This is a genomic window from Variovorax gossypii, assembly GCF_003965815.1.
Classification (GTDB): Bacteria; Pseudomonadota; Gammaproteobacteria; order Burkholderiales; family Burkholderiaceae_C; genus Variovorax; species Variovorax gossypii.
In genome coordinates, this window is sequence record NZ_RXOE01000012.1 from 46142 (window position 1) to 60874 (window position 14733).

Consider the following 14733-nt stretch of genomic DNA (forward strand, 5'->3'; position numbering starts at 1 on the left):
GTGGCAAGTCGCAACAGCTGAAATCAAGGCGTGACGGGGCCGATGCTGCGTGAGGAGAGCCATCCCCTCCCTGCGTGGCCAAAGACCGCGGTGCGAAGATGGCCTGCGATTCTCAGGAGGGGAGTGGCACTAGGCTTCGGGTTGCGAATCGGTGAGCTGTCTCGTCAGCAGTTCGAGCATGTCCAGGACATGGCCGACGACGACAGGCGCCGGCGCCGCAAGGACCTTGAGGTTCATCGGCGTATCCTTCTCGGACCCCGGGGCTTCCTGATCGGTGGTCAACAGCCGATGGAATGTTCTTGCTGCGCCACCGGTGTCGGCAAGCGGCAGAACAGGTCGACCGGCGGCGCGCGCTCGCTCGCCGATCTCCAGGGTGCCCCCCGATCCGCCGACGAGAACGACGAACTGGGCGTGGCGGATGCTCTCGGTGTATTCCTCTTCGCCCTTCGTCACTCGCTTGAGCTGCCCTGCCTGGCTCGGCGGCTTCCTGCTGCGTGTCATCACGTGCATCAGCCTTGCATCGAGCGGTGCGTTGGGGACGTCAAGTTCCAATTCGTCAACGAAACTGCGAATGACTGCCTGATCGACGCCGGGCCATGCCCCCGTCACCAGGCCATAGCCGCCGCGCGCCAAGCCCACACCCAGATCCTTGCAGGTGCGCGCGAGCTTCGCGCTGAGCTTGCTCTTGTCTCCCGTTCCGGCGACCAGAACCCATGCGCGAGGGGGCGGGGCTTCAATGGGCGGAATGCCGTCGGGTGCGATGATCGTTGCGGGTGGGCGCTTCAGCAGGCGCCAGGACGGGTCGCCGTAGCACTGGAACAGTCCCCAGGCTGGATCGGAAGGGTGCTTGCGCCAGCATTGCTGTCGGGCCTCCCGCATCGCTTCGATCAGTGGCGACCCGCGCGCCAGCGCCTCGTAGAAGGCAATGGCGAAGTCCCTTGCGGGCTCGTCATTGAGCTGGCCGAAGCAGCCGACGACGGCCTGGGCGCCCAGCCGGATCAGCTCCGGGGCCATCGCCGCCGTGTAGTGAGTCCCCAGGAAAATCAGTTCCGGCACGCGTTCCATCGACCCGAAGTCCCGCAGCGTCAGCCGACTGTCCTGATCCAGCAAAATCTCCACGCGATCGCCCATGCCGCTGTTACCGAACTCGTTGTCGAAACCCGTGCCGGTCCGCAGCCTGCTGTGGGCCGCGATGTGAAGAACCCGGGGAGCGGTCAGCAGCAGGTTGGAAATGACGTCGATGGCACTGCCTGCAACGAGCTTATGCACGGACCTGGTGCTCAACGCTTGTTCCAGCAGGGTGGCGATCGAATCCGCCTCGTGGCGTGCTCCCGGCAAGGAAGGCATGTTCTTCTGATTCGTGGGAGGGTCGGCAACGATGAGAACCTGCGCGGGTTCCCCGAACTCGGTAGGAACGCGACGGCGGGGCCCGAGCGCTCGCCGTGTGAGGCCTCGTTCGATCGCGAGCGACTCGACCGCCACGCGGGGGGGGCCGAGCAGAATCTCCCATGGCAGCAAATCGATGGCCTCATCGACAAGCAGCTCGACAAGCCCGGGGCCCTGCACGATGGCCGTGGATTCGGACAGGCCCGCAGGAACGACGGCTTCGGCCAGCTCCTGCAGTGTCCTGTAGGTGCCTTGATGCAGTGCCCGGGACAGCAGTCCTGTGACTCCCTGAGGCAGGTCGTGGCGCAGCGTCAGTTGCCCGCGGGGGCTGCGGTAGACGAAAGCCAGCCGATCTCCCTCGGGGGTGATGCGAAGCTCCGCGACCGGCTCGCGGATGTCGAGGAATTTCTTTTCGGCGGTGCTGGGCGCGTCTGCACCGAATCGACGGGCGAACGCCCTCGAAGACTGAACGAACGGCAACGCCGCGGCGGGCAGCCGGGCGCTGCCGGCGGGATCCTCGAGCAGCGCGAAAAAATCGAAGTCCGTGCCGCTTTTCTGTTGAAGGTAGTCATGCAGCGCCAGGTTGATCTGGACGAATTCGGCTCGCGTGAGCGTCTGCGCAAGCGGGTCGCGCAGGCCGGGATAGAAGTCGTACTCCTTGTCGTCGGCATTCGACGATGGCCCGGACCCCGGTTCAGGTTCGGGCTTGGGCACCGGGAACAGGATTCCCGCGAGGAACACCTGGGCCAGCGCCACGGCCCCGCTTGCCGGTGCGATCGCCCAGTGGATGACGCGCATGACCGGCGGGCTGAGCGGCCTGACGACAGAAAAGTAGGCCGCCAGCCTCTGCGCGTCGGGTGTCGCGCTGGCTCGAAACCGGGAAAGTCTCTCGACCGCGGTGGGCTGGTCGTCGGCTGCTGCGTTGTCCGGGTCCACGTCCGGCAGCGGCAGGAGGGCCGCCGGACTCCACGCCTCGCCCGCCGCGCTCATCATCCTTGCCCATGTGTTGACGGCGGCCGGTTCGAGCGCCACGACGGGGACGACCATCCCGGGTTCCCCGTGGGCCCAGGATGGAAGCTTCACCCGCATTTCAGGGACCGTGGCGCCCAGTCGCGGAGAGCGCGTCTGCAATTCCGCGAAGCCGATGGCGGTGTTGGGCCACAGCGACTGCGGCAGCAACTGTGCCACGGCAACGGGGGCATGGCCGCCTGCGGCCTGCATCCAGGCGCCCATGCGACCGTCTCGCCATGCGAGTGCCGTGCAGTCGGAAACCACGATGACGATGCGTCGGCCGTCGCGATCCTGCAGCGCCGAGATCGACACCTCGCGTCCGTCGGGGCCGAAGGTCCCGACGCGCTCCCCCTGGGGCCGAAGAAGCAGTGTCCTCACGTCCCGGAAGCCGCCCTGGCGCCGAAGCAGGCGCTCGAACCGCGAGACCGTCGGTCCCCAGGCTGCAAGCGACGGCACGTCGTCGATCGCAACGACGATGTCGAACCATCTTTCGCGTGCCGGCCGCCATACGGCGCCGCGGTAGCCGGCTTCGGCGATGAATTCGGCCGTGGCGCGCTCGTCCAACTCGAGGCGCTTGCCCGCGCGGCGGCGAGACAAGGGACGAAGCGCGCGCGCGATGGCGAGCGCCTGCGGCAAGGCGGGCGCGCCGCGCAGCTGAATCCTGCGCGCCGAGGCACCTCCTCCCGTGCCCCCGGCCGCGTACGCGGCCGCCCTCTCGGCATCGCTGTCGGAAATCCCATGCGGGCGCGGCACCGACGACTGCTCATCCGGCCTGGCATCCGGGGTCGTCTGCGCTGGCGAGGAGGGCGTTGACGGCTCGACGGGAGAGATCGCTTCTTCCAGCGTGTGCCGCCCGAGCGGCGTGAGCTTGGGCGCAAGCCACAGCATGTCCCGCAGGTCGGGCCAATCGACCTCCAGTCCGGCCGCCCGCAGCCGACGGATGAGCTCGCCGATTTCCACGCGATCGCTCAGCTGCCGGCGACCACGAGCTCGCGCATGAGCTCCTCGACGATGGCGTCGCGTTGCGTGCCCGGGTCGATCTGGGAGCTCAGCACGAAGTGGATCGAGTTGAGCAGCTGATCCGTGGCGACTTCCTTGCCCTGGCCCGCGCGCGCCTTGAATGCGTCGATGATCGACTCCGCGGCGTCGCGGTCTTGCGGCGAGAAGTGCAGATCGACGATGGCGTTCAGCCGGCGCCAGTCCTTGTTGTCGTCCTCGTCGAGCATCCCGGTGGGATTGGGCATGCGCAGCCTGAGGCAGCGGCGCAGAAAGGGCGCCGGAAACTCGCGCTCGCCGTTGCTCGTGAGGATCATCAACGGGAACTCGTGGCCCGAGACCGTGCCCCCCTTGATGTCGGCCCGGGGCTGAAGCGGATCGGAGGTGAAGACTTCCACCGAGGCTTGCGCGCCGAGGCGGCGCAGCTCGGGAATCTCGAACTCGCCTTCCTCGAAGATGTTCAGCAGGTCGTTCGGCAGGTCGATGTCGCTTTTGTCGATCTCGTCGATGAGCAGGGCGCGGGGGCGCTGGGTCGGCAGCAGTGCCGTGCCCAACGGCCCGAGGGTGATGAAGTCCCCGATGGCGGCTGGCGTGCCGGACTCCTGCTGCTGCAGGCGTCCGATCGCGTCGTATTGGTAGAGGGCGTCTCGCAAGGTGCTGCGCGACGTCACGGACCAGCGAAGGGCCGGGCCCATGCGCAGCTCGTAGGCGATCGCATCGACCAGCGAGGATTTTCCGCTGCCGGGTTGGCCCGTCACCAGCAAGGGGCGGCGAAGGTAGAGCGCCGCGTTCACCATGTCGATGATCTTGTCCGTGGAGTGGAAGTCCCGGCCGCGCTTCAATGCCGCGGGGGGCAGCGTGTTGTCCTCTCGCTTGTTTCTCGGCCAAGGCCGCTCCCGCTCCACTTTGCTGCGCCGGGGACGCCAGGGAGGCGGATCGGGCAGGTCCGCCAGGCCATTGTGCGGCATGCGCTCGCCTGTGAAGATCCGCCAGTTTTCTGTCGGGGCCATTGAATTCATCCTCCTGGTTGGGTAAACGGTGCCCAGATCTTCGGAAAGTGACCGGGGTCGTCGAGCAACAGCGATGCCGTCTTGCTGACTTCGTCCTGTCCGGTGGACCGCCAGTCGCGAAGGGCGTCCGGCAACTGGTCCAGCGAGGACCTCAGGAGCTGCTGGAGCTGGGCCAACAGCGGCGCCATGGCGGCCGGATCGCTGCTGGCTCGCAGGAAAATGACGGCGGGCAGGCCCTCGGTCAACGCGGTATCCAGCAGCGCTTCGCCGGCCTGGCACGCGGACTCGAATCCCAGCCACACCGGGGCTTCCTTCGTCTTGGCGAGAAATGCCGCAGGGACCATCTTCCGTGCGTCGGCCGTATCGGCCCAATGCAAGGCGTTGGCGTCGGCTGCGCCGAGCCTGGACAGGATTGCGGGCGCCTCCCTGGTCCAGCGCAGGCGCTTCATGCGGCCCTTGTACCGGTCCGTGGATCTCAGCAGGACTGCCAGGTCTCTGCCGAGCCGGACGACCTCTCCTTCCTCCGTCTGGATGTCAGCTGTATCGAGTGCTGAAGAAGTCAGCAGCTTGCGCGAAAGATACAGCTCGACCACGACGTCGGAGCCTGTGCTGACGTGCGCATAGACATCATCCACCCATTGCCCGATCACCTTGACCAGGGTGTCGGCGGTGACCGATTTGGCGGGTGGACGCGACCAGGTGCGCAAGCCGCCGCCTGCGTCCAGGATCTCGAGATCGCCCTCGATGCAGGAATGGCCCGCGTCGTCGCGGTACCACAGCGAAAGCCGAGCCCTGCCACCATCTGCTGCGAGGCAATCAGCCAGTTCAGCCATCTGCTGTGGCGACAGACGGGCTTTGACCCATTCTTCCAGCTTCGGCGAACCGGCGGCGCGTGCCACGCGCGCGGCGAATTCGAGAACCGGAGGGAGGCCCCGGACAGCCATCAGGTTGCATAGGCGATCCACTGCGAGGCCCAGATCCAATGGTTCGGCGAAGTCCGATTGAATGTCCACTCGCCTCAGGTAGGGCAGGAAGTCCTTGTTCGGCCATGAGAGATCCGCCAGATGCCCGAGCAACTGAGCCGCAAGGTCGGGCGCGGGCACGAGCGTCGAACCGCTCCAGTCCGCACCGATCAGCAGGACGGGATCCTGCGAGGACGAAGATTCGTCGCGAAGTCGTGTGGCTGCTTCATTGAATGCCTCCACGAAGTCGGGCCAATCGCGATCAGCCGGAAGCTTGGACCTCAATGTGGTGATCAGCTCTCGGGTGAAGCGTGGCCCTTGGTCTGAGGTGATGGAAGCCGTCTCCCCGGTCCCGCAGGAGAACATGCTGCATTGCTTGACCGGATGGACCTTGCCCGGGATCCACTTCTCGAGTGTCGTCGGCATGGCATTGCTCCACTGGTTCCTGCACGCGTCGACGATCCAGAGCTGCTTTCGGAAGCACTCCCAGCCACTGCCATGGAAGAGGTCTTGCCAGTTCGGTATGGCGATGCAGCGAAGCTGGTTCTTGGTCGCTTCAGGCAGAACCAGCAGTTGCTGGATATGGGTGCTGCCCTCCCGGGACACAACGCCATGTCCGCAGAAGTAAACCATCAGGAACTGGCCATCCGCAAGAATTTCGTCGGGTTGGCTCATCGCACCGCGAAAGTCCTCCGACACGAACTCCCGGGTTGCCACGCCAACCAGGCCAGCCGCGTGACTGGCTTGGCCTGCATCCGAGCCATCGGCCATCGAGATCCACAACGCGATGCTGGAAGGAGAGACCTTGCGCTCGATCAGCCAGTGCACGAACGAGAACGCACCCTTGGCCGCACCATGGGCGGTGAATCTTTCTCCAAGCCCGGCGTAGCGTTCGATGCCGACGACGATGGCGCGCACCTGATCAGGTGCAGGCAACTGGATGGGCATCTTGGCCTGCTATTTGAGGTGCGGCTCGAGCGTTTGCCAGAGTTCGGGCATGTCCCAGTACGCGCTGTGCGACATCGGGAACGGCAGCCCGCTGCGGACTTCGTGGTCTGTCGCACGGCCGGCGAAGACCTGGGATGCCTTGTAGCTCAGGAGGTCGTTGCAGTCGTAGAAATTGATCCACTTCGGAGGGAAGTGCGTCGGAAGCTGTTTCCCAAGCTCCAGACTGGTCAATGCGCCGATCTCGTACATGAACGGGGCCTGCGAGCCGACCGTGACCAGTGCCTTGACCTGCGGAAGCGATCGCTCGATCAGCAGGTCGACGCAGGCGATGCCGCCCAGGCTGTGCGCGAAGATGACGACATCGTCGCCGCATTGACCGACCCGTTCGGCGATGAAATCGCGGATGCTCGCGCCGCGTGCCTGATAGAGCAGGACATCGCCGGCGGTGGGCGCGGCGGCGGTGTACAGGGCATCGCGTTCCCGTTTGGCCTTGGCCGTCGCCCAGCGCAGGCCGAGGCCCTTGAGTTTGCTGGTCACCCAGTCGGTGAAGATATTCAGCTCTCCGCCTCCGAGTTCATCGACGCCTTTCTTGACAAGCGCATCGCGCAGGGGCGCTGGAAGGACCGCCATGTTGTCCTCCAGCAGGCGCGCCTGCAGGGATGCCACGACCGCGCGCGAGAGACCAAGGCGCAGCGTTGTGTCGACCCGGCTCGCGGCGTCGACCGCGTCCTTGGCCGCTTGCGAGGTCGCCACTGCGCGTACGGCCTGCTGCCACTGGGCCGTCAGCGCCCGCTCCTGGATTCGCGCGAGCAGAACTGCATTGGTCTCCAGCGCGGCGAGTTGCGTCAGCAGCTTGGCCTTGTCGATCCTGTCCTGCGGCGCATCCAGGTCGTCGGGATTTCCGGCAGCCGCCAGTTCCCGCAACTCGAACAGGGCGTCCTGCGCCAGCAATTCCCAAAGGGCTTCCATCTGCGTTTCTTCTGAAACGGCAGCGATAGGTCCGTTGAATTCGGGGATGGAGACGCCATTCATGCCCAGTCGGGCACCATGAACGTCCCCCCAGAGACAGGGCTCCAACCGGATGCCGCGATTGATGCTCCGCAGGCCTTCGGCGATGCGCGCCGCGCTCGATTCGTAAGAATGCTTGCGCACACCCGTGCCATGGACGAACAACACCGTTTTGACCATTTCCGCTTCCTCACCCGCAGTAGGTTGTAAGTATCTACTAGGCTTCGCCGGTTTGAGCATCGCAAGGATCTCTGTCCGGTGGCGTGCGTCACAGGCCGTGTGGCGCACGCCACGTACACCCCGGGGCCGCCGTTGACATCCACAAGAACTCGCCAGACAGATGGATGCTGCGCTACGGCGGTCATCAAGCGTCAGGTGTTTGAAGCCCACCTGTGCGAGATCGTATGGCGTGGAATGGATCCGTGTGGCTCCCATTTTTGTGGGATGCCGAGACGGCTCCATCCCTGCATATTGGCACGCAGCGGCCACGGTGCAGGCGCTCGGATAGGCGGGCTGACCTCCAGTCCCGAGCGATGACCCGCATCCGGTCGATCGGGCGAGCGCGCTCATCCCGATCGCGAACGGCCAGGAAGGCATCACTCACACGTGCAGGGCAAATTGAACGGCACCGGGACACGGAACTTCTGGCGTTCTTCCCTGGTGATCAGGGTGAAGCAAGTGGGGTGGCCCGAAGGAAGCAGTTCTCGACGGCTATGGGGACCGGTTCCGAGGCCGCGTCCTCCCGCGAGAGATTCAGGCCGCAGCGGTCTTTGACCAGGCCGCGTGGCCTTCCATCGCATTGCCGATGCGGACGCGCTCCTCGATGTTGGGAAAAGACTGAGCAGCTAGCATGTAACTCGCTCCGTCATGTGACCTGCGTCTTCGTAGAGCCCGGCGTGATCGAACAGCTGCGGGCGAGGGGCGATCCTGAGGAGGATTGACCGTGCATTGAGATCCTGTGTGCGCCGCTTCGCGAACCGCGTGGCAGTGTTTTTTCCTTCGCGCCGATTGCAGGTCGCTGAGCTCGTTGTCGGTCTGACTGAAGCCCGTTGCCTCAGAAGTTGAGGTCAGCCTTCGACGCTTCGGGGACTATCCTGGCTGAGGCTCATTCCAAGTCCATGCTTTACACAATTGGCAGCAGGATTCACACTTACATCAAACGAAAAATCATCCAAATGTCCTTGGATGGCGACTTGTCGATCAGAAGTTCTGAGGGGGAATTCTCGTGAACAAGCCGGCTCTTGCGCTGATGGCGCTGATCACAGGAATCTTTTGGGCATTTCGACCAGCCTCCGCGGCGGAGGCGGTCGCCGAGCCTGCAGCTCAGGTTGACCGCACCTACGACCTTTGCGCCCACGGCTTGGGTTACGACTCAGACCGTCCCTTCACAAAAAAGGCCAGAGTCAGGTTGTTGTTGCGCGGAGCAGTTCCCAGCGAGGCTGCGCTGAATGCGCTTCAGGCTCAACTTATCAATCAGGCACTGTGGCCCGAGCAGGCGTCTCGCGTCTATGTTGAAAATTTCAACGCCCAGGACTGCCCGGTACTCGACGGCGGAGTGGTCGAACTGTCAGTTGATCTCCGCGCTGATGCCATGCCCGAGTTCGAGAGCCTTATCTCACGCAGTGATCGGAGTTTCGCGACCTTCGTCCCTCGTATGGTCCGCAGCATCGCCATTGCCGTTTCCGAAGGCTCCAAAACGGCGGATGGCAACGCCACCTGGTTGCGCATCTTTTACGCAACCAACAGGCAGTTGAACGCAAGCAAGAGTGATACGGCTCCTGCGAGCTATGGTTCGGAACGGGTGGACAAGCTGTCCTATGGAGAGGTCGAGGTCGCGGTGCAAAGCCAGCCGCGCATGCGAGACAACGAAAGTGCCGCCATCCTTCGCCTTGAGAAGGTGTCTGCGATGGACAATTTCTCGATCAGCGCCCCGCCGGTTGTGCTTGAGCGAGATGCATGGCTGGCTGAACTGCGCCGAAAGGCCGCGAGCTTCGAAAAGCCGGGCGTTCTGCTGTTTGTCCATGGATACAACGTCGATTTCGCGAACGCTGCCAAGCGCGCGGCGCAGCTCAGTTACGACCTTGCATTTCCTGGGCCGACAGTTTTCTTTGCCTGGCCTTCTGATGCCTCGACGCTGAAGTATCTTCGTGACGGGCGCGACGCGGAGAATTCCTGGCAGGCCTCGGCCCAGGTGCTTTCGGATCTGGTCGAAGCCTTGCCGACCGGGCCGATCTACGTGGTTGCACACAGCATGGGAAACCGCGTTCTTCTTGGTGGACTGGCGACACTCTTTGACGAGAGCACATCAAGCAGGAAGGCTTTCCGTGAGGTGGTACTGGCTGCACCCGATGTCGATCAGGACTACTACCGGCTGAACTGGGCACGGCGCGTTCAGAATCGCGGGCCACGTCTCACGCTGTATGCGTCATCCCACGATCTGGCGCTGGGTTCGTCCGAGTTCCTCAACGGTGGTGTGCGCCTGGGAATGGGGGGAACTGCGCTCTATCTCGATCCCGACGTCGACTCTGTTGACGCCAGCAGAGTTGCGCGCGAATTCTTCGGACTGAACCACTCGTACTTCGGCGACTCGCAAACGGTGCTGTCGGATATTTTCTTTCTCATACGCCAAGGGAAAGACGCGGACAAGCGGCCTCATTTGAGGCGCGTCGGCTCGCTGCCTCCCTATCGCTGGGAACTTCACTGATCGACGGGGGAAGCGATGTCCTGGGGACGAATCACTTCGCTGCGGGGCTTGTTGTCGTTCCTCTTTCTTGTGCTTCCGCAGCTTCCTGCACACGCTCTCGTGGACATGAAGAATGCCAACTACTCCCATACGTGGATCGACATTGCACCTCTTCGTGAGGAGGTCAATCGCTTCTGGAGCGAAGAATATCTTCTCAATCTCGGTGTGCAGCGCACGTACAACAGCCGATCTCTGCACGACGGAGTGTTCGGATTCGGCTGGTGTACGGATATCGAGACGAAGCTTGATTTCTTTGAGTCAGGAGTGGTTCAGCTGACGCATTGTGGTGGCGGGCAGCAACGCAGATTCGGGGCGCCACAGGTTTTCGATGGGGTTGAACGCCGCTTGGATGACATGGTGACGAGGCTTCGGATGCGAGCTGAGGTCTCGGGTACTTTCAAGCGAATGTTAAGCGGCCGTGATGACCGGCATTGGTTGAAGCTGCGCGAAACGTTGCTGGAGGACGAGTACCTCGATAGCAATCTGGCGAAGAGTCTGGGAAGGAAGCGGCCCGACCTGACGGGCCAGACTCTTGCAGAGATGGGCGTAGGCGATGCCGCCTTGGTTTTTCACAAGGACGAGATCCGCCTTATTTCGGCACAGTCACCGATGCAGCTCATCTTCGACCGAAGCGGTCGCTTGATTGGGCTGCGGCATCAGGACGGTCGGCGCATCGAAATCACCTATGACGCAGACAAACCGGTTCGCGTACAGAACGAAGAAGGACATGAGCTCATCCTGACCTACAGCGAGAACGGAAAGATAACTTCAGTCCGTCGGCAGTTGAAAGGAGAAACAACTTTTCTCCTCTCTCGGTATCGACACAACCGCGATGACGATCTGATCGAAGTAGAGAACGCATGGATAAAAACCTATCGCTATCGCTACAACGCAAGGCATAACCTTACGCGGGCCGAATGGCCGGACAAAACTGCCATTCATCTGTACTACGACGATAGGAAAGATTGGGTCATCTCATTTCAGGATCGCGAAGAGTGTATTGAGAACTACACCTATGTGACTCCTGGCAGGGAGCACTATTCCTCTCAAGTGTTGAAGCGGTGCAGAGGGACACCGGTGGCCTCGAATTTCTATGAGTTCTGGCATGCGCCGTCCGCTGACGGAAGATTTGCGCTGCAACGTGTTCGCACTTTTGTCGCGCAGCAGATCACTGAAATTGACTACGAGCAGGTCTTCGGGTTGCCAATTCGAATCAGCAAAGATGGCATCGTCACAACCTACGAAAACTCCTCTGCTGGACGCGTGAAGTCCAGGGTGTCCGGCGATACGAAATGGGTGTTTGGGGGAGACTCGTCTGACACAGAAGGTGTCGTGGTGCTGGAAGAGACAGTTCGCTCTGATGGAGAGCCTGAAGTCACACGTCACAAGACTGATCCTTGGGGTGCGCTCTACACCATGCCGGCTGTGGAGCGTCAACGCCAGCGGGCGATTCAGGCGGCGAGTGTGGAAAAGGCAAACGAGGCAGTGGCTCGGTTCAACGCATCGTCCGAACACATGGACCGGCAGCTCGATCGATGGCATGAGATGCGGGCACAGCGCCGCTTCGAGTCGGCCGTTGCACTTGCGAGGACGATGGATGCGGAACTGCGAGATCAGGGCGAGGCGGCACTTGGCCGGGCGAATGTCGCCCAGCTTGCGTTGGTGCTTGCCGATGAGCTTGCGTCGACGGATTCTGCCGACATCAGCCTTGCTCTGGCGAAGTTTGTCCTGGAGGTCTCACCCGATGTTGAATCCATCGACGTGGCCCGTGCCGGCTTGCTCGTCGATCAGCTCTCCCGGCAATCTGCGAAGCCGCAGCAGGCCATTGCAGCCTTGCGGGTGGCTATAGCCATCCTGAAGCGTCGTGCGACAACGCCGCCTGCTGAGACGATGCTCCAACTGCATCTCGCGCTTGCGACCGCGGAGCGTGAAGCTGGTAATCCCAAGCTTGCGCTCGAAGCCTTGCGGGAGGTGTCCTCGTCGTCTGTGGGGGCCAGTGGAGCCGCCATATGGCCCAAGGAAGGGGTTGAAGAGGTCGCCGTGATCTACAGCCAGGCGGGACTCTACGAATTGGCGCTCGAGACACTTCTGCAGTCCAGGATCGTGTTCCTCAGCCTTGTCGATCCGTATCAGGAATGGACTTCGGATGATGGTGACGGTGAATACTCTGGTTTTTCGGCACTCGGCATTGTGGAAGAAATTCTTCGGGCGCAGGGGCGCTTCGATGACGCGCTGGCCATCAACAAGGTTCGGGTTCAGCGCCTGTTCAAGGGGCTTCCTCCATCTTCTCCAAGCCCGAATGCAAGCTATGCAAGGCTTCTGGAAGCCGAAGTCCTGACGCTGACATATGCGGGGCAGTACGCGGCGGCATCGCAGCTCATGGAAAAGTCCTTCTGGCATGCTGCTGGCAATGACAGCGTTCGCGCGAGGTTGCTGAGCACGAGGGCGCTGTTGTCGAGCCGACTCGGGATGTACGCCGAAGCTGTCAATGATGGTCGTGAGGCCATCCGGTTGGCCGGGGATCACATGGGCGATGACGCCGCGAACCTGGCCAGCAGCCTCTCAGAGCTTGGCCGGCATGATGAATCGGAAGCCGCTTTTGATGCAACGGCGACCGATGCCGCGCGACGACTGCCCGGCGTGCATCCCAGGTTGGCCGACCTGCGTGTCAGGTGGGCGGAGGCGCGGTTGCGTGCCGGGAACCCGGGGGGAGCCGTTCAATTGTTGAATGGTGCGAACGACAATCTGCAGGCCGCCCTGAGTTTTTCCCACTGGCGGGTCACGCGGTCGCTGGTGACGCGCGCCGAAGCAGCCATCGAACTGCGCGACGTCGAAGGTGCTACGCTCTGGGCGACCCGAGCCCTGTCGTCGGCTTACGCCGGCGGCCTGCCGGAATGGCGATCCGCGGCAGACCACACCATGAGCCGGGCGTTGGCGCTCGCTGGAAGCAGTTCGCTGGCCATTTTTTTCGCCAAGCGAGCCGTCAACGAATTGCAGCATGTCAGAAGCCAGTTGAGCGGCCTGGATGCGCAATCTCAGGTCTCGCTCATGAAAGCACGCCACGTGGTGTTCGAGAACGCGACAGCGTTGTTGATCGATGCCGGACGCCTCGGGGAAGCTCAGCAGGTTCTCTCGATGTACAAACTGGATGAATTGCAGCAGTTCACGCAGCGCAGTGGGCCCGGCGAGGACCCGCGCAACGTTCGTGCCGAGGTGGACGGCGTGGAGACTCGATGGCAAGCTGCAATTGACCTGAGCGCGGCGCGGTTCGGTGCAGTGAGCGCGGAGCTGAGCAAGCTTGAGGCGCTGGGTCGCCTTGACAGCTTGACTGCACCGCAGCGGCGCCGGTGGGAGCAACTGCGTGACTTTGTCGATGACGAGCAGCGCAGCTTCGGACGGACCCTTGATGCCATCCGGCGCGAGGCTCCCTCGGCCGACGCGGAAAGTGCAGGTGCAACTGCGAGGAGCGCCGTCCCCCTGCTGAGGGCATCGGTGGCCGGGCTGAGCGAGCTGAGCAAGCGATCCGGCTCGCGGGTGGTGGCCCTGCAGTACGTTGTTCTGGACAAGAAGATCTACATCCTGGTGACCACGCCCGAACTCCAGTTCTCGAGAGAGGTCTCCCTCGAAGGCCAGCAACTCGGGCAATTGGTTCAGAGTTTTCGCGAGGCCGTGCAGGATACACGTGCCGATCCGAGCAAAGCGGGCGGCAGGCTCTATGAGTTGCTCGTGAGGCCGATTGCGGCGGCACTCAAAGAGGATGGTGCCGACACCTTGATGGTTTCACTCACTGGTGTGCTGAGATACGTTCCCTTTGCTGCCTTGCACGACGGCTCCAGATATCTGGTCGAACGGTATCGCATCGCCCTGATGAGCGAGGCGGCGCCGCTTATGGGCATGCAGCCTCCTCGGCCCAACTGGAATGTTGCCGGTTTAGGGGTCTCCGCGAAGGTCGACCCTGATTTTCTGGAGCTTCCCAGTGTGCGCAAGGAGATCGCGGCGGTAGTCAGAGGGGCGTCGGGCATGTCTTCCGGAGTGTTGCCAGGTGTCGCATGGATCGATGGTGAGTTCACTGCAGAGCGGCTTCAAAGTGTCCTCAGCGATGCACCTGCGGTGATCCATGTGGCCAGCCATTTCAAGTTTTCTCCTGGCAGCGATACCCGTTCGTTTCTTCTTCTGGGCGACGGCACTCGCCTTACGCTGCGCGACTTGGCGGGTTCGCGCTACCGCTTCCAGTCCAGTGATCTGCTGACGCTTTCGGCCTGCGAGACCGGTGTTGGCGGCGGCCGCGACCTTGCCGGACGTGAAATCGAAGGGCTGGCTTTGCTGGCTCAGCAACAGGGGGCGTCTGCCGTGCTGGCAACGCTGTGGCCAGTGGCAGATCCGAGTACAGCGCAATTCATGCAGCGCTTCTATACCCTGCGGCAGGACGGCAAGACCGTGTCGAAGAGCGAGGCCTTGCAGCGTGCCCAGCTCGAGATGCTCCGAGGAGGAGGCAATTTGCGTGAGGGGATGACTTCCGCTTCGTTTACTTCGCCCAGACAGTACTCGCATCCCTATTTCTGGGCCCCCTTCATCCTGCTGGGAAACTGGCTCTGAATCAGCCACTCTTCGCGCGCAGTCGGCCTACAGCGGGAACCCCCGCGCCACGCGAACGGCCGCAACGTAAAGC

At 62.8% G+C, this 14733-nt stretch carries 6 protein-coding genes; 2 read left to right on the top strand and 4 right to left on the bottom strand.

The window, feature by feature from the left end:
- Positions 1–129: 129 nt before the first annotated feature.
- The 4 genes from EJP69_RS28625 to EJP69_RS28640 are packed head-to-tail and all read right to left on the bottom strand — an operon-like array spanning position 130 to position 7501.
- A complete protein-coding gene (locus EJP69_RS28625) occupies positions 130–3357 on the bottom strand; it encodes an SAV_2336 N-terminal domain-related protein (protein ID WP_126473748.1) in 3228 nt (1075 codons plus the stop codon).
- 8 nt (positions 3358–3365) lie between these two features.
- On the bottom strand, positions 3366–4403 hold the full coding sequence (locus tag EJP69_RS28630) for an AAA family ATPase (protein WP_206169393.1): 1038 nt from the start codon (positions 4401–4403) through the stop codon (positions 3366–3368).
- 5 nt (positions 4404–4408) lie between these two features.
- Positions 4409–6313 carry a VMAP-C domain-containing protein gene (locus EJP69_RS28635; protein ID WP_126473753.1) on the bottom strand — a complete coding sequence of 635 codons (1905 nt, stop codon included), beginning with the start codon at positions 6311–6313 and terminating at the stop codon, positions 4409–4411.
- 9 nt (positions 6314–6322) lie between these two features.
- Positions 6323–7501 (bottom strand): hypothetical protein, encoded by a 1179-nt coding sequence (locus EJP69_RS28640; protein WP_126473755.1) that lies wholly within the window; start codon positions 7499–7501, stop codon positions 6323–6325.
- A gap of 1045 nt (positions 7502–8546) precedes the next feature.
- On the opposite strand from EJP69_RS28640, the gene EJP69_RS28645 reads away from it, so the two are divergent.
- Complete coding sequence (locus tag EJP69_RS28645; RefSeq protein WP_126473757.1) at positions 8547–10025, top strand: alpha/beta hydrolase; 1479 nt, start codon at positions 8547–8549, stop codon at positions 10023–10025.
- Between the two features lie 48 nt (positions 10026–10073).
- A complete protein-coding gene (locus EJP69_RS28650) occupies positions 10074–14660 on the top strand; it encodes a CHAT domain-containing protein (RefSeq protein ID WP_206169394.1) in 4587 nt (1528 codons plus the stop codon).
- Positions 14661–14733 lie beyond the last annotated feature (73 nt).

Excerpts from the sequence above, each read along its gene's own strand:
- EJP69_RS28635 (WP_126473753.1), bottom strand. The coding sequence starts at position 6,313 with ATGCCCATCCAGTTGCCTGCACCTGATCAGGTGCGCGCCATCGTCGTC.
- EJP69_RS28640 (WP_126473755.1), bottom strand. The coding sequence starts at position 7,501 with ATGGTCAAAACGGTGTTGTTCGTCCATGGCACGGGTGTGCGCAAGCAT.
- EJP69_RS28630 (WP_206169393.1), bottom strand. The coding sequence starts at position 4,403 with ATGGCCCCGACAGAAAACTGGCGGATCTTCACAGGCGAGCGCATGCCG.